Origin of the sequence: Psychromonas algicola (assembly GCF_004378355.1) — a bacterium.
Taxonomy (GTDB): domain Bacteria; phylum Pseudomonadota; class Gammaproteobacteria; order Enterobacterales; family Psychromonadaceae; genus Psychromonas.
The window spans coordinates 13,377-35,831 of sequence record NZ_SNUB01000009.1; the positions used below are offsets into that span (position 1 = coordinate 13,377).

The 22,455-nt window shown below is 36.5% G+C and carries 20 protein-coding genes; 2 read left to right on the forward strand and 18 right to left on the reverse strand.

Annotated elements, in window-relative coordinates; genetic code table 11:
• Window positions 1–13: 13 nt before the first annotated feature.
• From rnhB to rpsB, 15 genes are all read right to left on the reverse strand, one after another.
• Window positions 14–634, reverse strand: a complete 621-nt coding sequence (gene rnhB, locus E2R67_RS06310) for a ribonuclease HII (RefSeq protein ID WP_134290085.1) — start codon at window positions 632–634, stop codon at window positions 14–16.
• Window position 635: 1 nt separating this feature from the next.
• Window positions 636–1,781 (reverse strand): lipid-A-disaccharide synthase, encoded by a 1,146-nt coding sequence (lpxB, locus tag E2R67_RS06315; RefSeq protein WP_134290086.1) that lies wholly within the window; start codon window positions 1,779–1,781, stop codon window positions 636–638.
• Window positions 1,782–1,855: 74 nt separating this feature from the next.
• Complete coding sequence (gene lpxA / locus E2R67_RS06320) at window positions 1,856–2,644, reverse strand: acyl-ACP--UDP-N-acetylglucosamine O-acyltransferase (protein WP_134290087.1); 789 nt, start codon at window positions 2,642–2,644, stop codon at window positions 1,856–1,858.
• On the reverse strand, window positions 2,644–3,096 hold the full coding sequence (gene fabZ / locus E2R67_RS06325; protein ID WP_134290088.1) for a 3-hydroxyacyl-ACP dehydratase FabZ: 453 nt from the start codon (window positions 3,094–3,096) through the stop codon (window positions 2,644–2,646). The genes lpxA and fabZ overlap by 1 nt, the downstream gene beginning before the upstream one ends.
• A gap of 10 nt (window positions 3,097–3,106) precedes the next feature.
• On the reverse strand, window positions 3,107–4,129 hold the full coding sequence (lpxD, locus tag E2R67_RS06330; RefSeq protein WP_208379478.1) for a UDP-3-O-(3-hydroxymyristoyl)glucosamine N-acyltransferase: 1,023 nt from the start codon (window positions 4,127–4,129) through the stop codon (window positions 3,107–3,109).
• Between the two features lie 8 nt (window positions 4,130–4,137).
• Window positions 4,138–4,647 (reverse strand): OmpH/Skp family outer membrane protein, encoded by a 510-nt coding sequence (locus E2R67_RS06335; protein ID WP_134290090.1) that lies wholly within the window; start codon window positions 4,645–4,647, stop codon window positions 4,138–4,140.
• 84 nt (window positions 4,648–4,731) lie between these two features.
• Complete coding sequence (gene bamA / locus E2R67_RS06340) at window positions 4,732–7,134, reverse strand: outer membrane protein assembly factor BamA (RefSeq protein ID WP_134290091.1); 2,403 nt, start codon at window positions 7,132–7,134, stop codon at window positions 4,732–4,734.
• Between the two features lie 113 nt (window positions 7,135–7,247).
• Window positions 7,248–8,630: a sigma E protease regulator RseP gene (rseP, locus tag E2R67_RS06345; RefSeq protein ID WP_134290092.1), complete on the reverse strand. Its 1,383-nt coding sequence runs from the start codon at window positions 8,628–8,630 to the stop codon at window positions 7,248–7,250.
• On the reverse strand, window positions 8,627–9,820 hold the full coding sequence (gene ispC, locus E2R67_RS06350; RefSeq protein WP_134290093.1) for a 1-deoxy-D-xylulose-5-phosphate reductoisomerase: 1,194 nt from the start codon (window positions 9,818–9,820) through the stop codon (window positions 8,627–8,629). Before ispC ends, rseP begins: the two co-directional genes overlap by 4 nt.
• Before the next feature lie 2 nt (window positions 9,821–9,822).
• Entirely contained in the window at window positions 9,823–10,674 is an 852-nt protein-coding gene (locus E2R67_RS06355) for a phosphatidate cytidylyltransferase (RefSeq protein ID WP_134290094.1), read from the reverse strand.
• A gap of 31 nt (window positions 10,675–10,705) precedes the next feature.
• Window positions 10,706–11,392: a polyprenyl diphosphate synthase gene (gene uppS, locus E2R67_RS06360; protein ID WP_243836973.1), complete on the reverse strand. Its 687-nt coding sequence runs from the start codon at window positions 11,390–11,392 to the stop codon at window positions 10,706–10,708.
• A 115-nt stretch (window positions 11,393–11,507) separates the two neighbouring features.
• The gene (gene frr, locus E2R67_RS06365; RefSeq protein WP_134290096.1) at window positions 11,508–12,065 is read right to left on the reverse strand and encodes a ribosome recycling factor; all 558 of its coding nucleotides are present in this window, start codon (window positions 12,063–12,065) and stop codon (window positions 11,508–11,510) included.
• Between the two features lie 114 nt (window positions 12,066–12,179).
• A complete protein-coding gene (gene pyrH, locus E2R67_RS06370) occupies window positions 12,180–12,920 on the reverse strand; it encodes a UMP kinase (protein WP_134290097.1) in 741 nt (246 codons plus the stop codon).
• A gap of 186 nt (window positions 12,921–13,106) precedes the next feature.
• Window positions 13,107–13,976, reverse strand: a complete 870-nt coding sequence (gene tsf / locus E2R67_RS06375) for a translation elongation factor Ts (RefSeq protein ID WP_134290098.1) — start codon at window positions 13,974–13,976, stop codon at window positions 13,107–13,109.
• A 102-nt stretch (window positions 13,977–14,078) separates the two neighbouring features.
• On the reverse strand, window positions 14,079–14,810 hold the full coding sequence (gene rpsB / locus E2R67_RS06380) for a 30S ribosomal protein S2 (protein ID WP_134290099.1): 732 nt from the start codon (window positions 14,808–14,810) through the stop codon (window positions 14,079–14,081).
• Between the two features lie 389 nt (window positions 14,811–15,199).
• On the opposite strand from rpsB, the gene map reads away from it, so the two are divergent.
• Both map and glnD read left to right on the forward strand, forming a co-directional pair.
• The gene (map, locus tag E2R67_RS06385; protein WP_134290100.1) at window positions 15,200–15,988 is read left to right on the forward strand and encodes a type I methionyl aminopeptidase; all 789 of its coding nucleotides are present in this window, start codon (window positions 15,200–15,202) and stop codon (window positions 15,986–15,988) included.
• 55 nt (window positions 15,989–16,043) lie between these two features.
• Complete coding sequence (gene glnD, locus E2R67_RS06390; protein ID WP_134290101.1) at window positions 16,044–18,659, forward strand: [protein-PII] uridylyltransferase; 2,616 nt, start codon at window positions 16,044–16,046, stop codon at window positions 18,657–18,659.
• Between the two features lie 74 nt (window positions 18,660–18,733).
• On the opposite strand, the gene E2R67_RS06395 is transcribed toward glnD, so the two are convergent.
• From E2R67_RS06395 to E2R67_RS06405, 3 genes are read right to left on the reverse strand one after another with little or no spacing between them, the layout of a single operon-like run.
• A complete protein-coding gene (locus E2R67_RS06395; RefSeq protein ID WP_134290102.1) occupies window positions 18,734–19,783 on the reverse strand; it encodes an ABC transporter ATP-binding protein in 1,050 nt (349 codons plus the stop codon).
• Entirely contained in the window at window positions 19,783–21,417 is a 1,635-nt protein-coding gene (locus tag E2R67_RS06400; RefSeq protein ID WP_134290103.1) for an ABC transporter permease, read from the reverse strand. Before E2R67_RS06400 ends, E2R67_RS06395 begins: the two co-directional genes overlap by 1 nt.
• The gene (locus E2R67_RS06405; protein WP_134290104.1) at window positions 21,407–22,426 is read right to left on the reverse strand and encodes a Fe(3+) ABC transporter substrate-binding protein; all 1,020 of its coding nucleotides are present in this window, start codon (window positions 22,424–22,426) and stop codon (window positions 21,407–21,409) included. The genes E2R67_RS06400 and E2R67_RS06405 overlap by 11 nt, the downstream gene beginning before the upstream one ends.
• Window positions 22,427–22,455: the final 29 nt, after the last annotated feature.

Here is a 22,455-nt window from a genome sequence, read left to right on the forward strand (position 1 = left end):
TACTTTAAAGGAACTAATTAGAAGATGAAGCTAGAATAGCTTTAACGGGTTTAAAACTTTTTCTATATTCTGCAGTTACACCATACTCTTGTATCGCCTCAAAGTGCGCTTTAGTTGGATAACCTTTATGCTTAGCAAAACCATATTGTGGGTAACGAATATCTAACTCAACCATTTCTCGGTCGCGAGTGACCTTTGCAATGATTGAAGCTGCACTAATTTCAGCGACTCTTAAATCCCCTTTCACTATCGCTTCACTTGGCATTTTCAAATCAGGGCAACGATTGCCATCAATAAATACAAAATTAGGTTGAATAGGTAAACCTTGCACAGCTCTTTGCATAGCAAGCATGGTTGCATGCAATATATTAAGCCCATCTATTTCTTCAGGAGAACAACGCCCAATACTTACCGCTAACGCTTTTTCATTAATTTGATCAAACAATAAAGCTAACTTTTTCTCACTTAATTTTTTAGAATCTGTTAATCCATCAATAGGATTGTTAGGATCTAAAATAACAGCTGCAGTAACAACATCCCCTACTAAAGGCCCGCGCCCAACTTCATCCACCCCTGCAATATATTGTACAGACGGATAGATGACTTCAGGATACTCCACTTTTGCTTTAACCATCTTAATATTCTCTGTTTAATAATTTAATCACCGCTTCTGCAGCTTGGGTGTCAGCATCGCACTTTATAAGTTTATGGAGATCAGTGAATGTCTCGACCATTTGCTCTCCATCATGCTCTATTAAACGCTCTAATTCAGCAACAATATTCTCCACGGTGCAATCATGCTGACTGAGCTCTTTAACGACTTCTTTATCCGCAATTAAGTTGGGGAGTGAAGTGTATTTTACATTCGATAAAGATTTAGCAATGAGATAGGTGATAGGTTTTACTTTATAAGCAACGACCATCGGCGCTTTCGCTAACATAGCCTCTAATGCAGCAGTGCCTGATGCGAGCAATACGTTATCAGCCGATTGCAAAACAGCACTGGATTGTCCATCAATTAAGGTAATAGGAATCACTGACTTCAATTGTTCTATTTGAGATTGAAATTGAGTCTTACGACGATCATTGACCATAGGAACAATAAAACGATAATCAGGGTATTTCTGATGGATAACTTGTGCAGCTTGTAAGAAAATCGGCCCTAATAATTCAACTTCAGCTTTACGACTTCCTGGTAAAATAGCCATGATTTTTTCATTAGGCATTATATTAAGTTGCTTACGTGCGTTTGACTTATCACGTATTAAAGGTAATTGATCAGCTAATGTATGACCAACAAATTGACAAGGTACATCGAATTTATCATAGAAAGCTTTTTCAAAAGGTAAAAATGCCAACACTAAATCGGTTGCTTTAGCTATTTTATGGATGCGCCATTGTTTCCAAGCCCATACGGAAGGACTTACATAGTGAATAGTTTTAATGCCCTGCTGTTTTAATTTAAGTTCAACGGTTAAATTAAAATCAGGCGCATCAATACCAATAAAAATATCAGGTGGATTATCAATAAAATGTTGAATAATTGATTTGCGAATACGAAGAATGCTACGTAATTTCCCTAATACTTCACTGAACCCCATCACAGATAAAGCTTCCAAAGGATGTAGTGCAGTACACCCTTGAGCAATCATTCTAGGTCCAGCAATCCCTTCAAAGATAGCATCAGGGTATGTTTTTTTAAGGGCTTTAATTAAACCTTCACCTAAAATATCACCTGAAGTTTCACCAGCAATTAACCCTATCCGCAATGGTTTTTTCATTTTCACTCTTCTTTTTCTAATTAAAAAAAAAGGCTCTATAAGAGCCTTTTTCTAAATATCATTCAATAAATGGCTTATCGAACAATACCGCGATTCTCTACAGAGATGAAGTCTAATAATACTTTTAATTCAGGACTCTCATCAATGCTTTTAGCCAATTCAATTTTTGCTTCTTCTAACGTATAGCCTTGACGGCAAATTACTTTATAAGCTCGCTTTATTGCCATAATGGTTTTACTATCAAAACCACGACGCTTAAGGCCAACAGAGTTGATTCCTTGTGCTTCTGCATAATGACCTGAAGCCATAAAATAAGGTGGAATGTCTTTATTAACTACAGAACCACCGCCAGTCATAGCAAAATCACCAACTCGAGTGAATTGATGGAATGCACAGTGGCCACCGATAATAACATTATTACCAATATGACAATGACCCGCGATACCTGAACTGTTCGCAACAATAACATTATCACCAACAACACAATCATGGGCAATATGAACATAAGCCATAAACAATGAATTACTACCAACCTTAGTTAAAGATTCGTCTTGTATAGTACCACGATGGAAAGTACAGCTTTCGCGAATAACATTGTTATCACCTATCTCTAAAAAGGTTTCTTCTCCAGCGTACTTCAAATCCTGACAATCTTCACCAATAGACGAAAATTGAAAAATTTTATTGCCTTTTCCAATCTTGGTTGAGCCTTTAATTACAACATGTGGAGCAATCCAACAGTCATCACCAATTTCAACATTATCGCCGATGATAGTATAAGGACCGACTTCTACATTTTTGCCGATAATCGCATTTTCATGCACTATCGCCGTTGGATGAACATTTGCTGTTGAATCAATCATTAGATCTCTCTTCTTGCACACATTATTTCAGCTTCGCAAACAACTTGGCCTTCCACCTTAGCAACACACTCAAATTTGCCCATACCACGGCGCTCTTTAAGGTAGATAATATCTAGTTCCAATTGGTCACCCGGTACAACAGGTTTACGAAAACGCACTTTATCAATCGATGCTAAAAAATATAGTTCATTTTCAGCAGGTTTACCATAAGTTGCAAAAGCTAATACACCCGTTGCTTGTGCAAGGGCTTCTAAAATCATAACGCCCGGAAAAACAGGTGTGCCTGGGAAATGGCCAGTGAACTGAGGTTCATTAAAAGAAATATTTTTATAGCCGTTTAAAGTTTTACCCGGAACATAATCGGTAACACGATCAATTAATAAAAAAGGGTAACGGTGCGGTAAAAGATTCATAATCTCTTTAATATCAAGAGTATTTAATTCGTTAGACAAGGTGATTTCCTTAATTTTTATCTTTAATTTGTTTTTCAAGCTCTTTAACTCGCTTGAATAACTCTTCAATTTTTAACGTATAAGCAGTATTTTTACGCCACGCTTTATTATCTTGAGCAGGTACTCCAGAAGAATACATACCAGCCTCTTTGATACTTCTCATTACCATACTATTACCAGTAATAATTGTTTTATCGGCGATATTAATATGCCCATTAATGGTGGAACTACCACCAATAATGCAGTTTTTTCCAATAATAGTGCTACCAGCAATGTTCGTGCCACCTGCTATAGCAGTGTGATCTCCGATTTTAATATTATGCGCTATTTGACATTGGTTATCGATTTTTACTCCATTACCAATAATCGTATCAGATAATGCACCGCGATCAATCGTTGTACTAGAGCCGATTTCAACATCGTTACCAATAATAACCTTACCAATTTGGGGGATTTTAACCCAAGTCCCTTGATAAGGTGCATTACCAAAACCATCAGAACCAATAACAGTATTTGCATGAATAATATTATGATTACCTAAAATCGTGCGATGGTAGATAGATACATTGGCGTAGATTTTACAATTTTCACCAATAATCGTTTCTTCACCAATCACAGTATTTGCAAATATTTGAGAATTATCGCCGATTTGGACACCTTCTCCAATAACAACATTTTCAGCGATCGCAACATTTTTACCGATAACCGCAGATTCATGAATTTGAGCGGATTGCGCAATGCTAATTTTCAAATTAGGCGTTGTATCGAATAATCGAGCCAATAAAGCATAACCTACATAAGGGTTATCCATAAATAGCGCATCGCCTTGGTAAGACCCTTTTAAGACACTAGGCAATACAATGGCACTGGCGTTACACTCATCCAATCGAGTTAATAGCTTTTTATCGGAAACAAAAGTAATATCACCTTCTTTTGCACCTTCGAAAGTAGCTAAATTAAATAGTTGTAAATCACCATTCCCACTTAATTGGGCAGATAACTGAATTGCTAAATTTGCTAATGAATAAGCCATAATAAAACCTATTTAGTACTAATTTCTTGAATCACTTTATCTGAAATATCTAATTCAGGTTTTGTGAAAACGATTTGCTCACCATTTAAAATAAGATCGTAACCGCCTTCTTTAGCAAGGTTGTTAATAACTTCACGAACAAGCGTTAATGTTTTTTGCTGCTCTTCACCTTGACGACGACGCTGATCTTCTTCAAAGGCTTTACCTTTCAATTTATATTCAGACACTTTAACTTGATGTTGACGTTGTAATGCAGTGCGCTCTTCTGTACTCAGTAACTCTCCATCTCGCTTAATTTTTTCTTCTATATCTTTAATACTTTGCCCTAATGTTTGAAGCTCTGTATAACGATCTTTAAATTCAGCTTCTAACTTTTTAATCATACGAGCACGTTGTGGAGACTGGCTCATTACTTTTGATGGAAATACAACGCCAATTTTTTGTATTTCCGCCGCTTGTGCTACAGACATTGACGCAGCAATTGCAGCTAGTGTAATAATTTTAAAAAAGATTTTCATTGTTTACTCCATATTAATAAGTCAGTCAGTAAGCGAGTTAGACATAGTATTGATCACTTACCATAAATTAAATTATTTAATTTACTAGAATGTATTTCCAATGTTAAATGAGAACACTTCTGTATCATCGCCGTCATATTCTTTTAATGGTACGGCTAATGTGAATACAAGCGCACCTAAAGGCGAAACCCAAGTTAACTGAGTTCCCGTTGAAACACGAATATTACCTGGTTTTGAGTAATCAGTAATATTGTCACAGTCCGTATTACACTCACTCATAAAACTACTATAATCAAATTCAGTGTCCCAAGCTTCACCTGCATCAACAAAAAAACTAGTTCGCACTTGACTAGAATAAGCTTCATCAAGAAATGGGGTTGGAAAGATAAGTTCAGCACTTAATGAATACTTTGCGTTACCACCGATCGCATCAGTATCATCATTATCATCGTCAGTATAAAGAGCTCGAGGTCCTATTGTGTTACTTGAGAAACCTCGTACCGTTCTATAACCACCAACATAATAGTTCTCAAAGAAAGGCAGAATTTGATCTTCACCATCTTTTTGTCCATAGCCATTACCATAACCAAGACTTCCTCTTAATAATGTAGTCCATTCACCATTTTTAGTAATACGTTGATAGTTACGAATATCAAATCCTATTTTGAAATATTGAAGATCTGAACCTGGTAATGTTACTTTTGCACTTAAACTGTTTGACATTCCTTGCGTTGCTAATTGCCCTCTATCTAAGGTATTCCTAGACCAGCTACTTGTAATATCAAAGTCATTAAAAACGGCATCTTCATCGTCATCAATTCCGTAGATACTTAAAAAGTTGTCTAATTGATAGTAACTTTCATCGGTATCTAAATCGCTAATATTTGTATTTTCCCATCCAGTACTGAAGCCTAAACGGTTAACTTCATTAACAGGAAAACCAGTACTTAACCTAAAAGCGTAAGTCGTATTAGTATAATCAGCGATGTTAGCCGCGCTTGCATCAAATTTATTATAAGAAATTTGTGCACCACCACTTACACTATCAGCAGTAAGGTAAGGCTTGTTATAGCTAAGACTGACATTACGATCTGAGTCATCGATAGAAATAGCAAATCCTAATCGGTCACCACTTCCTAAAAAGTTATTTTGTTGTACAGAAGTCGTTACGCTTAGTCCTGATTCTGTGCCGTAACCAATACCAAAATTAAATTGTCCTGAAGCTTGTTCTGAAACATTAACGTTTACATCAACTAAGTCACTACTTACGCGTTGCGTATTAACATCAACAGCAGAAAAGAAACCTAAACGGTTAAGACGTGTTCGTGAAGTTTCAATCGCTGAACTTGACAACCAGCCCCCTTCCATTTGACGCATTTCTCTTCGTAACACAACATCTTTGGTTGTGGTATTGCCTGATATATTAATATTTCTAACATAACCTCGTTGTCCGGCTTCGATAGCAAATCTCACGATAACAGAGCTTGTTTCATCATCAATATCTGGATAGGTGTTTATTTCAGGAAACGCATACCCCAAACGGCCAAAATATTTACGAATGCTTTGTTCCGATGCAGAAACAGATGACGCAGAATAAGTGTCGCCTTTTTGTAACGCGACTAATTTTTTAATATCTTCATCATGCCCTAATAAATCACCAATAAAGCTAATATTTTCAACTTTATAAATGTCGCCTTCATTAACATTCACAGTAACGTAAACGCCTTTTTTATTCGGAGTCAGTGCAACTTGCGTTTCTTCAATTTGAAAACGAATATAACCACTGTTTAAGTAATAACTTTTAATAACCTCAAGGTCAGCAGTCAACTTTTGTTTTTGATAACCATCATCTGCAAACAAATCCCACCAACCACCGGATTCACTTAACGTTAATAAGTCTAATAATGTTTCTTCTTGGTAAGCCTTGTTACCAACAATATTAATTTGTTCTATTTTAGCCGCAACACCTTCACGAAAAACGATTTGTACTGACACTCTATTGCGAGGTAATGGCGTAACAATCGTTTCCACCTGCGCGCTATATTTACCGATGCTGTGATAAAAATCTTCTAAGCTTTTCTCAATACTAGATAAGACGGTACGATCTAAAGAACTACCGACTTTGATTGTTGACGATTTAAGAGAATCTAAGATCTGTTCATCAGTTAACTTATCGTTGCCCGTTAATTCAATTGCACTAATGGTTGGACGCTCTTTAACTTTAAAAATAAGTACAGAGCCTTCTTTAAATAGGTCGATAGATTCGAAGTGGTTACTTGCGTAGAGTTTTTTTACAGCTTTTGATATTTCATAATCATCAACTACATCACCTTCACGAATAGGTAAACTCAATAATGCAGCCCCTAGCGTGACACGTTGCAGTCCTTCGAATTTCAAATCTGAAATGGTCATTTCTTCAGCAGCAGCAAAAGGTGAAAGGCCTCCTGTAAAAATCAAAACCAATATTAGTAAATACTTCTTAGACATGATCAACAAAATCCTTGCGCACTCTAGTGCAAAACAGTTCAAACATACGGGTTAATAGCGCGTAGTAGATTACCTAAAAATCATAGATAAATATATTGTTAACTCGCTAATTTTTATAATAAATTTAAATCGTTTAATATGGCGATAGACATAAATGTCATTAATACTGCAGCACCAATTTTAAAACCGAATTCTTGTACTTTTTCTGGAACAGGTTTGCCTGTTAATGCTTCGAAGAAGTAATACATTAAATGACCACCATCAAGCACAGGTAATGGGATTAAATTCATAATCCCTAAATTAACACTAATCAGTGCAATAAAGCCTAAGAAATAAGCAAGGCCATAGTCTGCGCTCATTCCCGCGCCTTTAGCAATACCGACAGGTCCACTTAAGTTTTTAACTGATAATTCGCCTGTAATTAAATTAACAAGCGTAGAAACCGTTAAATGACTTAACTGCCATGTTTTATCAATGCCTTTGGTGATTGAATCAATAACACCATATTTCAAATTAACTTTAAATGATTCAGGATAAGCATCAACTTTAGGTGACAAACCAATATAACCTAGCAAACTACCTGCCACTTCTCGTGCATCAGGTGTAATAGTGAGCGTTTTCTGAACAAAGTTTCTTTCAATAATTAGCTCAAGTGGATTGTTCGCATTATTTTGAATGACTCCTACGAATTGAACCCAATCATTTAGCTTAATTCCATCAATTGCTATTAATTTATCACCAACCAATAAACCACTACGTTGTGCTGCACTTTCTTCAACTACATTTGCAGCAATCAAATACACATTTGGAGAAAAAGGAATAAACCCTAAACTACTAATAATCGATTCTTTTTTAGGATCATAGTGCCAATTAGATAATGGGACTGTATAGGTTTGATTTGGTTCCACAGGGTTACTCTGTAACTGTGAGCCAGTCTGCACAACAGGTTTAATGCCTAATTCAAGTTGTGATTCGCCAATTTGTGTAATTAGAGCTAAGTTAACTGCTTCCCAGTCATTCACTACTTGCCCATTAATAGATGTAATTTGAAATGCTTGTTTTTCTGTTACAACACTTACAGGGCTATTATCAATAACACCATTAATAATTGGCTTTGCACTATTTACTCCAATCATGTACATCAAAAAGAATGCAAAAATGGCTAACAAAAAGTTGGCAATTGGACCAGCGGCAACAATAGCGATACGCTGCCAAACTGTTTTTTTATCGAAAGCGAATTCAGATAACTCTTCAGGCACTTCTTCAACACGCCCATCTAACATTTTGACATAACCGCCTAATGGAATAGCGGCAATCACAAATTCAGTCCCCTGTTTATCTACTTTCTTAAAAAGAACTTTACCGAAACCAATTGAAAAACGATGAACTTTTACATTACAAAGTCGCGCAACCCAAAAATGTCCAAACTCATGAATAGCCACCAAAATACTTAAGGCAACAATAAAGGCTGCAGTATTCCATATAAAATCAATCAAAATTCACCTCTGTGTATAATATTAAATGCAGTCGATCTTGCTATTTTATCTATTTCTAATAGTGCTTCTATTGATGAGGCCGCAGGGTAAGTTAATTGGTTCAATACAGAGTCGACAATATTTGAAATTTGAGTAAATTTAATTTTTTTCTCTAAAAATGCTTGAACAGCTATTTCATTCGCTGCATTTAAAATAGTCGTTGAGTTTTGTCCTTCATAGCAAGTTTGTATTGCTAACTTAAGACACGGATAGCGTTTATAATCAGGCTCAAGAAAGGTGAAACTATCTGTTGCAAAAAAATCGAAAGGTTTAGCACCACTCTTAATGCGGCTATTATCACCCATGACATGTGCAATAGGAATTCGCATATCAGGATTACCCATTTGCGAAATCACACTACCATCTTGATATTGCACCATAGAATGAATAACAGATTGAGGGTGAATAATAACCTGTAGTTGATCTTTTTTTGTATTAAAAAGCCATCTAGCTTCGATATATTCAAGCCCTTTATTCATCATTGTGGCTGAATCTATTGATATTTTAGGTCCCATTGACCAATTAGGATGCTTGATCGCCATTTCTGGACTTATTGCATCAAACTCGTCTAATGGTTTATCTAAAAATGGGCCTCCGGATCCTGTTAATAAGATTTTAGAAACACCATTAGCTTCAAGATCACAGCGGCCAATTTCATTTTGTAATGTCGGCGACATAGATTGAAAGATCGCATTATGCTCACTATCAACAGGCCATAATGTTGCACCATGTTGATTAACGGCATCGATCAGTAATGCACCAGACATTACTAAAGATTCTTTATTTGCTAAGAAAATTTCTTTTCCTGCATAAATTGAGGCTAATGTCGTTTTTAAACCAGCAGCACCAACAATAGCGGCCATTACTGAATCAACTTCATCACTGCCCAAAAGAGCAAGCACTTCATGTTCAGGAATAATTTGACAGTCTAATTGCGATTCGTTTAATAACGAACTAAGCGCTAATGCCGCTTTTGTATTAGATAAGGCAACATATTTAGGTTTGAACTCGATACAAAGAGAATGCATTTTTTCAACATTCGAAGCAGCATATAAAAACTGCACATTGTATAAATCAGGATTATGGCGACAAACACTAAGCGTGCTGTCACCGATCGATCCCGTTGCCCCAAGCACTGCCAAATTTTTCATTACTAGATCAACCAGTAAATGTAAATCAGCGCAAAGACAGGAACGGCGGCAGTTAAGCTATCGATACGATCTAATATACCACCATGTCCTGGCAATAAATTACCGCTATCTTTTAATCCAGCTTCTCGTTTAAATATACTTTCAGTTAAATCACCCAAAGCAGAAACCAATGTGGTAATAATTGAAGCGGCAAAAAACAGCGCGATTTTGTCGTCAGATATAGCAAAGAAATCGACAGCAAAATAAACCACAACCATTGCACTTAACAAACCGCCCAAGAAACCTTCAATGGTTTTACCTGGACTCACATTAGGAGCTAATTTATGCTTACCAAAATTTTTACCTGCAAAGTAAGCACCTGTATCAGCTGCCCATACTAATAGGAAAACATACATTAATAACTCAGCGCCAAAATAAAAATCATGATGCATATTCACTGAGCGTAAAATAACTAATCCCCAGAAAAATGGCACCAAGGTTAATAAACCAAAAATACTTTTAATGAACTTGCTTGATTGCCATAAAGTTGCTGATTTTGGGTAACGTACCACCAAGATCAATGCAACACACCACCAAACATTAGCGACGGTTAATCCAGAAATAATATATTGATTAGGTAAGGCACCATCCCAAATAACACCAACAGGCATCAACATTAAAGTTGCACCTAAAAACAAACCAAACACATAAATAGTGGAAAACGAAGGTGTTTTACTTACAAATCCAGCCCACTCTTTACTTGCAAGTAAAAAGATAGCTGCACCAAACAGCATAAAAAATTTAAGAGGTAAAAAGAAAATAGCCGAAATAGCTAGTGGCGCTAATACAAGCGCAGTGATAATTCGTTGTTTCACAGAAAATCCCGTTATATCTATTATATAAAAACTAGCTAGTTATTTGTGCACTGGTTTGTCCAAACCGCCGCTCTTTACTTTTAAAAGCATCTACCGCTAATTGAAATGATTGAGCATCAAAGTCTGGCCACAATGTATCCGTAAAATATAATTCCGCATAAGCTAATTGCCATAGTAAAAAGTTACTAATGCGGTAGTCACCACCTGTACGAATCATTAGATCAATATCAGGTAACTCAGATAATGATAATGTTTGTGTTAATAATGCTTCGTTAATATCTTCTACATTTAAGGAGCCATCAACTGCTTGTTGAGCAATTTGACGAGTTGCGTTAGTGATATCCCAACGACCGCCGTAATTCGCAGCTACATTTAACGCTAAACCCGTATTATTTGCAGTTAATAAATGCGCAGCATGTATTTTTTTTTGTAGGCGGTCACTAAAGCTCGCAATATCACCAATAATATTGAGTTTAATATTATTTTTATGCAGTGTTTTCACTTCGCCACCTAGCACAGTAAAAAACAACTCCATAAGCATATTGACTTCTTCTTCTGGACGCTTCCAATTCTCACTACTAAAAGCAAAAATAGTTAATGCTTGTATTTTTTGTTCCGCAGCAAACACAATGGCTTTACGTAATGCTTTAACACCGTGTTTATGACCAAAAACACGGTGTTTCCCTTTTTGCTCAGACCAGCGACCGTTGCCATCCATGATGATAGCAACGTGCTTTAGCAACTTAGTGTCAGATGTATCTAAGGTCACAATAATCCTTGAAAAAAGAGTTAAAAAATTACGTGTGTTAAATAAAACGACACGCAGAAGAAGATTAAACTTCTAATAATTCAGCTTCTTTAACTGCTAATACTTCATCAACTTTCTTGATGCTTTCATTTGTTGCTTTTTGAACTAGCTCTTCACCTTGACGTTGTTGGTCTTCGCTAATCTCTTTTTCTTTTTCAAGCTCTTTAAGATCACCATTTGCATCACGACGAATATTACGAATGGCTACACGTGTATTTTCAGCTTCGCCGCGAACCACTTTAATTAAATCTTTACGACGCTCTTCAGTTAGTGGAGGTAATGGAATACGGATAACAGTACCGGCTGACATTGGGTTTAAACCTAAGTTAGATCCCATAATCGCTTTTTCAACAGCAGCAATTAATGTTGCATCAAACACAGTGATAGTTAAAGTGCGAGCATCTTCAGTAGAAACATTACCCACTTGACGCAAAGGCGTATTTGAACCGTAATAAGGTACCATAATACCATCAAGTAAACTTGGGTGAGCACGGCCTGTACGTACTTTAGCTAATTGGTTTTTAAATGATTCAATGCTTTTGTTCATGCGAGTTTGAGCATCATCTTTGATTTCGTTGATCATATCTATTTCCTAACTTATTAAATCATTATCAAGGTTGTTACACTTTTTAATAACAATACATTGATAGTTACATGTTTGACTAACTAATTTTTAAAATTAATTATCTAATAATAATTAAATATTTTCTTCAGAATGGGTGATCGTTGTTCCTTCATCACCACCTAATACAACACGGCTTAATGCGCCGGGTTTGTTCATATTAAATACACGAATTGGTAAGCTATGGTCACGCGCCAAAGTAAAAGCAGCTAAATCCATCACTTGTAATTCTTTTTCTAATACCGTTTGGTAATCTAATACACTGTATAATTTAGCATCTGGATTTTTCACAGGATCGGCATCGTAAACACCATCTACTTTAGTCCCTTTTAAAACCGCATCAGCTTCTATTTCGATACCACGCAAACAAGCTGCAGAATCGGTAGTAAAGAATGGGTTACCAGTACCAGCAGCAAAAATAACAACAGTACCTAGCTTTAAGTATTTAATCGCTTCAGCCCAGTTATAATCGTCACAAACACCGTTTAAAGGAATAGCAGACATTAGGCGAGAATTAACGTGTGAACGGTGTAATGCATCGCGCATTGCTAAACCATTCATCACCGTTGCTAGCATCCCCATATGGTCACCAACAACGCGATTCATACCTGCTTGAGCAAGACCTGCGCCACGGAAAATATTACCACCACCAATGACTAAACCAACTTGTACGCCAGATTCGATTAAAGATTTAATCTCTAATGCCATGCGATCCAGTACTTTCGGGTCAATACCAAACCCTTCTTCACCAACGAGGGCTTCACCACTCAATTTTAATAAAATACGACGATAAGCAGATTTAGGGTTAGTACTCATAATTCCATTCCTCAAGTTGAAATAATACCGATTTTTTAAATTGATTATCAAAAAACAGTTTAAAAAATAGGTTTAAAAACGAACAAATTCATTGAGTTATAAATGTAAAAGAACCGCAGCTATGCCGCGGTTCATTTTTACAACAGATTAACGTTCAAAAACATTAGTCATTGTTTTTAAAGATCATTACTTAGCAGCGGCCATAGTAGCAGCAACTTCAGCAGCAAAATCTTCTTCTTTCTTCTCAATCCCTTCACCTACTTCTAAGCGAATGAAAGAAACAACATCTGCATTTGCACCTTTAAGAAGTTTAGCAACAGACATTGAAGGATCTTTGATGAATGATTGACCAGTTAAGCTTACTTCACCAGTAAACTTAGCCATACGACCACTTACCATTTTTTCTGCAATTTCAGCAGGCTTACCACTGTCGATTGCAATTTGTAATTGAATTTCTTTTTCTTTAGCAACAACTTCTGCTGGTACATCTTCAGGCTTAACGAACTGAGGAGATGCTGCAGCAACGTGCATTGCGATATCTTTAGCTAAATCAGCGTCGCCGCCAGTTAGCACAGAGATAACACCGATTTTACGGCTGTGTACGTAAGCGCCAAGGTTTTCACCTTCAACGATTTGTAAACGACGTACAGAAATGTTTTCACCAATCTTAGCGACTAAAGTTGCACGAGCGTCTTCAACTGTAGCGTCGTCATATGCTAGTGCGCTTAATGCTTCAACTGTATCTACTTTGTTTGCAAGTGCGATATCAGCTACTTTTTCAGCAAATGCTAAGAAGCTTTTATCCATAGCAACGAAGTCTGTTTCACAGTTTACTTCGATGATTAGTGCAGTTGTTCCGTTTGATTTTGCAAAGATAGCACCTTCAGCAGCGATACGGCCTGCTTTTTTAGCTGCTTTAATTGCACCTGATTTACGCATGTTTTCAATTGCAAGCTCGATGTCGCCATCCGCTTCCACTAATGCTTTTTTACAATCCATCATACCCGCAGCTGTGCGGTCACGAAGTTCTTTAACTTGCTGAGCTGTAATAGCCATTGTCTGAATTCCTATTTTAATTCTATAAAAAAAGGGGCCATATAGACCCCTGATAACCAACCAATGATTGGTTAATAAGAGCTTCTATTAATTTAGAAGAACTTATTTCTCAGCTGATTCTTCTTCAACAAAACCTTCAGCTACTACTACTTCTGCAGTACGGCCTTCTTTAACAGCTTCAGCAGCTGCACTTAAGTAAAGCTTAACTGCACGGATAGCATCATCATTACCAGGTACGATGTAATCGATGTTATCTGGGCAAGAGTTAGTATCTACAACAGCGATAACTGGAATACCTAGGTTATTCGCTTCTTTAATTGCAATGTGCTCGTGATCGGCATCGATTACGAAGATTACATCTGGGATACCACCCATGTTTTTGATACCACCAAGTGTTTTTTCAAGTTTCTCTAATTCACGAGTACGCATAAGCGCTTCTTTCTTAGTTAACTTGTCAAAAGTACCGTCTTGGCTTTGAACTTCAAGATCTTTCAAACGCTTGATCGATTGACGAACTGTTTTCCAGTTAGTCAACATACCACCTAACCAGCGGTGATCAACGTAGAATTGATCACATGCAATAGCAGCTTCTTTAACAGCTTCAGAAGCTGCACGTTTAGTACCAACAAAAAGAACTTTGCCTTTTTTAGATGCTTTAGCTTCTAGGAAGTTAAGCGCTTGGTTAAACATAGGAACTGTTTTTTCAAGGTTGATGATATGAACTTTATTACGAGCACCAAAAATGAATGGTTTCATTTTTGGGTTCCAGTAACGAGTTTGGTGACCGAAGTGAACGCCTGCTTGTAGCATATCGCGCATTGATACTGTTGCCATTTGAATTTCCTCTTAAGGGGTTAGGCCTCCACACATCCCATACACTCGACCATTAATTTCTTAAACAGAAAAAGGCACCCCGAGTGACGTGTCGATGCGTGTGTGTTGTTTTTTAATATAACCTTACTATTCAATGCATTACATGCATCAAAATGATTATATTGATTATTTGAGAAGATGACTAAAAAATTAATCATTCAATCTCGGTGCGCTTTATACCATAGTTACTTACGTAGCTCAATAAATAGCGTGCTAATTGATACAATTTTTACTGTCTTTTATCTACTTTCTCTTGAGACTTGTTACCACTACTTTTTTACCTAGCACCGAGACTCAAAATTCTTTATAGTTAACGCATAGATAATTTATTCAAAGTATAGAGAAATAACATGTCAGGAATCATTAAAACTGCTGAAGAAATAGAAAAAATGCGCATTGCAGGCCAATTAGCTGCAGACGTATTAACTATGATTGAACCGCATATTCAAAAAGGTGTAACAACCAACGAATTAAACCAACTTTGTCATGACTATATTGTAAATGATCAACAGGCAATCCCTGCTCCATTAAATTATCATGGTTTTCCTAAATCAATTTGTACTTCATTAAATTACGTTGTTTGTCACGGCATTCCTAACGATAAGCCATTAAAAGAAGGCGATGCGATTAATATAGATATCACTGTTATTAAAGACGGCTACCACGGTGATACCTCTAAGATGTTTATGGTTGGTAAAGCTTCAATTTTAGCAGAACGTTTATCACGTGTTGCTCAAGAATGTTTATATATCGGGATTAACATGGTTAAGCCAGGCGTTCGTTTAGGCGACATTGGTGCAGCCATCCAAAAACATGCAGAAAACCATAATTACTCTATTGTTCGTGAATATTGTGGACATGGTATTGGTGCAGGTTTCCACGAGGAACCTCAAGTATTGCATTACGGTAAAAAAGGCACAGGCGAAGTATTAAAAGCTGGCCAATGTTTTACTATCGAGCCTATGCTTAATGCAGGAAAACGAGACTGTAAAGTATTAAAAGATGAATGGACGGTTGTCACTAAAGATAAGAAATTATCAGCACAATGGGAACATACATTATTAGTAACTGAAACAGGTGTTGAAATTTTAACATTGCGTCCAGAAGAAACCATTGAGCGCATTATTAACCCAGCATAAACATGTCAGCCTACAACTTAATCAAAACGTTGTAGGCTTCATTATGAGGCTTTAAATGAACTTTGAACAATACTCCCCGCAAGCTATTCCAAACGAAAACTTAACCATCCCTTTTCTTAAACAACATCTACAAGAATTCGGTGACTGGCAAATAGACCAATTTAAAGCCAAAAAACATATCAACAAAATAGTCGAAATGCGTGCTCGTTATGTTGACGAATTATTAATGCGTTTATGGGATCTTGTCGGTTTAAATGAAAGTTTTGATCTAAGCCTCCTTGCTGTTGGTGGTTACGGTCGTGGTGAATTACATCCTAAATCTGATATTGATCTATTAATTCTATCAGATCACGGTTTTAGTAAAGAATCAGAGGAGAAAATAGGTCAATTGATCACCCTGCTCTGGGATTTGAAATTAGACGTGGGTAATAGTGTTCGCACACTTAAAGATTGTTTAGAACAAGGTAAAGCAGATATTACCGTTGCCACTAGCATGATTGAATCTCGCTTGATTCGCGGTAATGAAAATACCTTTGAGAAATTACAAGGTATTCTAGCTCAGAAAGATTTTTGGCCATCAGATAAATTTTTTACAGTTAAAAAAGAAGAGCAATTTGATCGTCATAAAAACTGTCGTGGTGATGGTTATAACCTTGAACCTGATATTAAAAATGGTTGCGGCGGTTTACGTGACATTCAAACTATCGCATGGATTTCTAAACGTCATTTTGACGCGCACAGTTTATTAGAATTAACTTCATATGGTTATATTACACAAGGTGAATATCATGAGATAAGCGAATGCCAATCTCAGCTTTGGACCATACGTTTTGCCATTCATACAGTGACAAATCGACCTGATAACCGTTTATTATTTGATTTCCAAAGTGATGTCGCTAAATTATTAGGTTATACGGGACAGCGTAATGAAGCGATAGAACAAATGATGAAAATGTTCTATCAAACCATACGACGCGTTAAAGAGCTTAATGAAATGTTATTACAATATTTCGATGAAGCTATTTTAGGAAATGTACCCACTCAATTTCACGTTATCGATGACCACTTCCAAATACGCGGCAACAAAATCGAACTCACTACACCAGGATTATTTCAAGATAATCCAGAGTCAATGCTACAACTTTTTGTTTATATCGCAGATGATCCTCGTATTAGAGGCATTTACTCACCGACTTTACGTGATTTGCGCGAAGCACGACGTTGTTTAACGCACTGGTTACAAAATATTCCAGAATGTCGCGCTGTATTTATGCAAATCATTAAACACCCTCGCGGCATGGGATTACCTTTTACCTTGATGCATGAGCATGGTGTTCTTGCAGCCTACATACCACAATGGAGCCGTATTGTTGGGCAAATGCAATTTGATTTATTCCATGCTTATACGGTTGATGCACATACTCATAAACTCGCTAAGTTTATTTACAATTATCCAAACAGCAAAGTTGAACACCCTTTAGCACATGAAATTTATAACGATTTAGAAAAACCTGAATTATTATTTTTAGCGACAATTTTCCATGATATTGCCAAAGGGCAACAAGGTGATCATTCAACTTTAGGCGCAGTAGATGCATTAGCTTTCTGTGAATTACACGGTTTAACACGCCATGAAAGTAAAGTCGTTGCCTGGTTAGTTGAACATCATTTAAATATGTCAGTAGTCGCACAGCGTCGCGATATTAGTGATCCAAATGTAATCATTGAGTTTGCAAAACTGGTTCGTGATGAGAAGCATCTCAATCTATTATATTGCTTAACTGTTGCCGATATCTGCGCGACCAATGAAGATACATGGAATAGCTGGAAAGCCTCTTTATTACGCGACACCTACTATAAAACCTTGACCATGTTACGACGCGGTTTAGAAAACCCGCCTGATATTCGTGACCGTATTCGAGACCGCCAATTTAAAGCATTAAATATTTTAGCGGGATTGGGGATCACTGAAGAGCAAGTTAGACCGTTATGGAAACGTTTTAAACTCAATTATTTTTTCCGTTACACGTCTGCACAGATTTGTTGGCATACACAGCATTTATTAAAACATGAAGACCACAGCAAGCCATTGGTGTTAATAAGCACTCAAAATGCACGTGGTGGCAGTGAAATATTTGTTTATCGTAAAGATATGCCTGCGCTATTTTCATCGGTGGTAACTGAAATCGATAATAAAAAGCTAAGCGTGCATGATGCCAAAATCCTATCAAGTCGCGATGACTATTCATTAAGTACTTTTACAGTATTAGAAGAAGATGGTGAGCATATTGATGACGGTAAAATACAACGCTTGCGCGAAGCGATTGTTGACTCATTGCTTGAGCCCGATGTCGTTAATTCAAATATTATTCGTTTAGAAAGGGTTAAAAAGCCTTTCAAATTTGAGCCACAAATTACCTTTTTACCTACGCGCCGTAAACGTACGCAAATTGAAGTGGTCGCCTTTGACGCACCAGGTATTCTAGCGAATATAGGAACCGTTTTTGTGGATCATGGATTGGTATTAGATACAGCCAAAATTACCACAATTGGTGAACGTGCCGAGGATTTATTTATCGTATCAACGGAAGATGGTGATTCGTTAACTAAAGAGCAAGAAGCGAGCTTAAAAGCGAGTTTAATGGAAGAGTTAAGTCCGAGTATATCGTAAAGTATTTCTTTTAATTTGAATTGATTAAGCTGTTATATGCATTGATACGTAACAGCTTAATCATACAATATAGGTTAAAGAGGAAAAGTAATAAGATCATGATTTAAAATATTTAAATCCACCTTGTCTCCAACATTGAACTGAATACAATCCCTATTATGGTTACTGTGCCTAATAACAAAATCTTGCCCTTTAAAATGAACAGTAATTTGTTGTAACGCTCCTTGAAACTCAACCAGCTTGATCATTGCTTCGCCATTATTATTCGATGCTAACGCTAAATGTTCTGGTCGTAATAATAAACGTAGCTTTTGACCAGGAGGTTCCTTGATTATCTCGTCGCTAGATAATAAGCCGACACAAGTTTGATAAGTGTATTGGTCGATAACTTCAGCTTCAATATAATTCGTTTGTCCCATAAAGTCGGCAACATAAGGTGTAATGGGACGTTGATATAAATTCTGAGGTGTATCAATTTGTATAATTTTACCCGCTCGCATTAGTGCAATGCGATCAGCAAAAGCAAAGCCTTCTTCTTTCGAATGCGTAACAAATAATGCGCTCATTTCGCGTTGTTTAAACAACTCTCGAATTTCATGAATGAGTTGAAATCTTACATGTTGATCTAAATTTGAAAAAGGTTCGTCTAAAAGCATTAAATCAGGTTGATATGCCATCGCTCTAGCAATCGCAATACGTTGTTGTTGACCACCAGAAAGTTGATGAGGAAAGCGTTCTCCTAAATCAGCCAGCTTAACTAAATCAAGCGCTTCTTGAACACGTATTTGTTTCTCTTTGATTGAAAACTGACTTAAAGAAAATGCAACATTATCAAAAACATTAAGATGTGGAAATAATGCATAATCTTGAAAAATAAGCCCAATCTTTCTTAATTCTGGTGATATAAAAACATCACTATCATTAAGTACTTTTTGTTGGATCGCTATTTTACCTGTTAATTCAGTTTGCAAACCGGCAACCGCTCTTAATAACGTTGTTTTACCACAACCACTTTCACCCAATAAACAAACTATTTCATTCTCATTTAAGACAAGATCAAGAGACTCTAAAACCGTATTTTTTTGATAAGCACAACTTAAGTTTTCAATAGTTAAAGCACTCATTAAACCTTTTTCTCCAATAAACGGTTAACCACAATAAAAGGAATTAAACCTAATGCAATAATCATTAACGCAGGCAATGCAGCATACTCTATCGTCTCATCGGAAACGAATTGATAGACATAAGTCGCTAATGTTTCGAAATTAAATGGTCGTAATAATAAAGCGGCGGGTAATTCTTTCATTGCTTCAATGAAGACCAAAATAAACGCGGTTAACAACCCTTTCTTTATTAGAGGAAGATTAACATACCAAATAGTTCTAGCTGCATTTTTACCTAATGTTCTAGAAGCTAAATCTAATGATGGTGAAACTTGAACTAAACTGCTATTAACACTGCCTACCGCAATAGCACTAAAACGCACAAGATAACCTAAAACTAAAATAAACAAAGAGCCAGATAATACCAACCCTAATGAAGAAAAACCTTGTGCCACAAATAAATCATTCAGCCATAAATCAATATTAGTTAATGGAATTAAAACCCCTATCGCGACGACAGTACCAGGTACAGCATAACCTAATGAAGATAGTCGAATGGTTGATTTAGCAGCAAAACTAGGACTTAAACGTTGATAAAAGTTAACAATCAAAGCAACCAACAACGCTAAGAATGCAACTAAAAAAGCTAACCATAAGCTATTAAGCGTGTAACTCATTAAGTCATCATTTAACGATTCTTTAAAATAATGGCCAGCATAATAAAGCAAGGTAAGAAGAGGGATAAACAACGCCAAACTTAATAAACCCCAAGTAAAACTAAGTGCAGCCCATTTTTTCCACCCCGTTAAAAGAAAACGCAGCTCTGTTTGTACACTACCATTACGTTGATATACCTGTTGCTTTCTTCGGCTATAACTCTCTAGCGAGATTAATATCACTAAAGCTAATAACATTAATGAAGATACTTTTGCCGCAGTACTCAAACTGCCAAGCTCCAACCAAGTATCATAAACAGCAGTGGTTAAGGTGCTAACAGCAAAATAATTTACCGTCGCAAAATCTCCTAAGGTTTCCATTGCAATCAATGAAATCCCTACCGCCATTGCTGAACGCGAAAGTGGTATAGAAACACGCCAAAAAGCTTTAAATGGAGATAAACCGAGGGTTCTTGCAGCTTGAAAAAGCACGCCAGATTGAGTCAAAAAAGCACTACGTAATAATAAATAAAGATACGGATATAACGCTAACGCTAAAATGACAGAAGCACCTATTAAGGTGCGTATATCTGGAAAATAATAATCGTTAACGGATTGCCAATTAAAAACGGCCCGTAAAGCCCTTTGTACTGGTCCAGCAAAATCTAACAAATCGGTATAAACAATGGCAATAATATAAGGAGGAATAGCAAGTGGTAGCATAAGCACCCATTGCAAGATTTTACGACTAGGGAATTCACAGCATGCAACTAGCCAAGCACAAGGCATTGCAATCAATAAACTTATAAGGGTCACACATAGAATAAGAAGTAAAGTATTACTAATATAAGAGAATAAAACGGTATCGATAAGATGTTGAAAGTTACCACTTTCATCATTGATGGAAGCACTTAAAAATATGGCAATAACAGGGGATAACAAAATACAAGTTACCGCCCAAGGCAGTAACTTGTATAAATTGAAAAACTTAGAGATCAAATTTCACTTCATCCATTAACTTAATAGCAGCTTTATGTTGAGCAGCTACATCAGATAATTTAATGTCGTCTGCTTTAAATTTGCCCCATGATGCAACTAATTTAGATGCTTGTACATTTTCTTTTACAGGATATTCGTAATTAATTTCAGCATACATCTTCTGAGCAACATCATCAGATAAGAATTCCATCAATTTGATAGCATTTTCTTTGTTAGGCGAGTACTTAGTTAAAGCAACACCACTTACATTAACATGAGTACCTGTTGTCGCTTGATTAGGGAAGTTAATATGAACCGCCTCTGCCCAAGATACTTGTTTAGGATCATTTAACATTTTACCTAGGTAGTAGCTATTAGTTAATGCGTAATCACATAAACCTTCTTTTACTGCTTTAACTTGAGCACGGTCATTACCTTGTGGTTTACGTGCTAGATTTGCTTTTAAACCTTCTAACCAAGTTTTTGCTTTTGCTTCGCCTTCATGAGCAATAATAGAAGCTAGTAACGAAACATTGTAAGGATGTTTACCAGAACGCATACATACTTTTCCTTTAAAAGCAGGAGAAGCAAGATCTTGATAAGTCACATTAGGCGCAGGTCCAACACGCTCTACAGAAGAGTAGATGCTACGAGCACGAGTTGTTAATGCAAACCATTGTTTTTCAGCACCTTGGTATTGAGCAGGAATATTCTTACTCAATACATCACTGTTAACCGGTTGCGCTAAACCATCTTCAGTAAACATAGTTAAACGGCTAAAATCTGACGTTAACATTAAATCTGCAGTTGATAATTTACCTTCACGCTTGATACGCTCGATTAATCCTTTTTTAGCGAATAAGATATTTACTTTTATGCCTGTTTCAGCAGTAAATTCTTTCATCATAGGTTCAATCAGAAAAGGTTGACGGTAAGAATATACGTTAACTTCTTGAGCAGAATAGACCATTGAACTTGCTAATGCAGACGCGCCAGCTAAAAGTACGGTTAGATTTTTTTTGATAGACATATTTTTTTCCATAAATAAGAGTAATTATC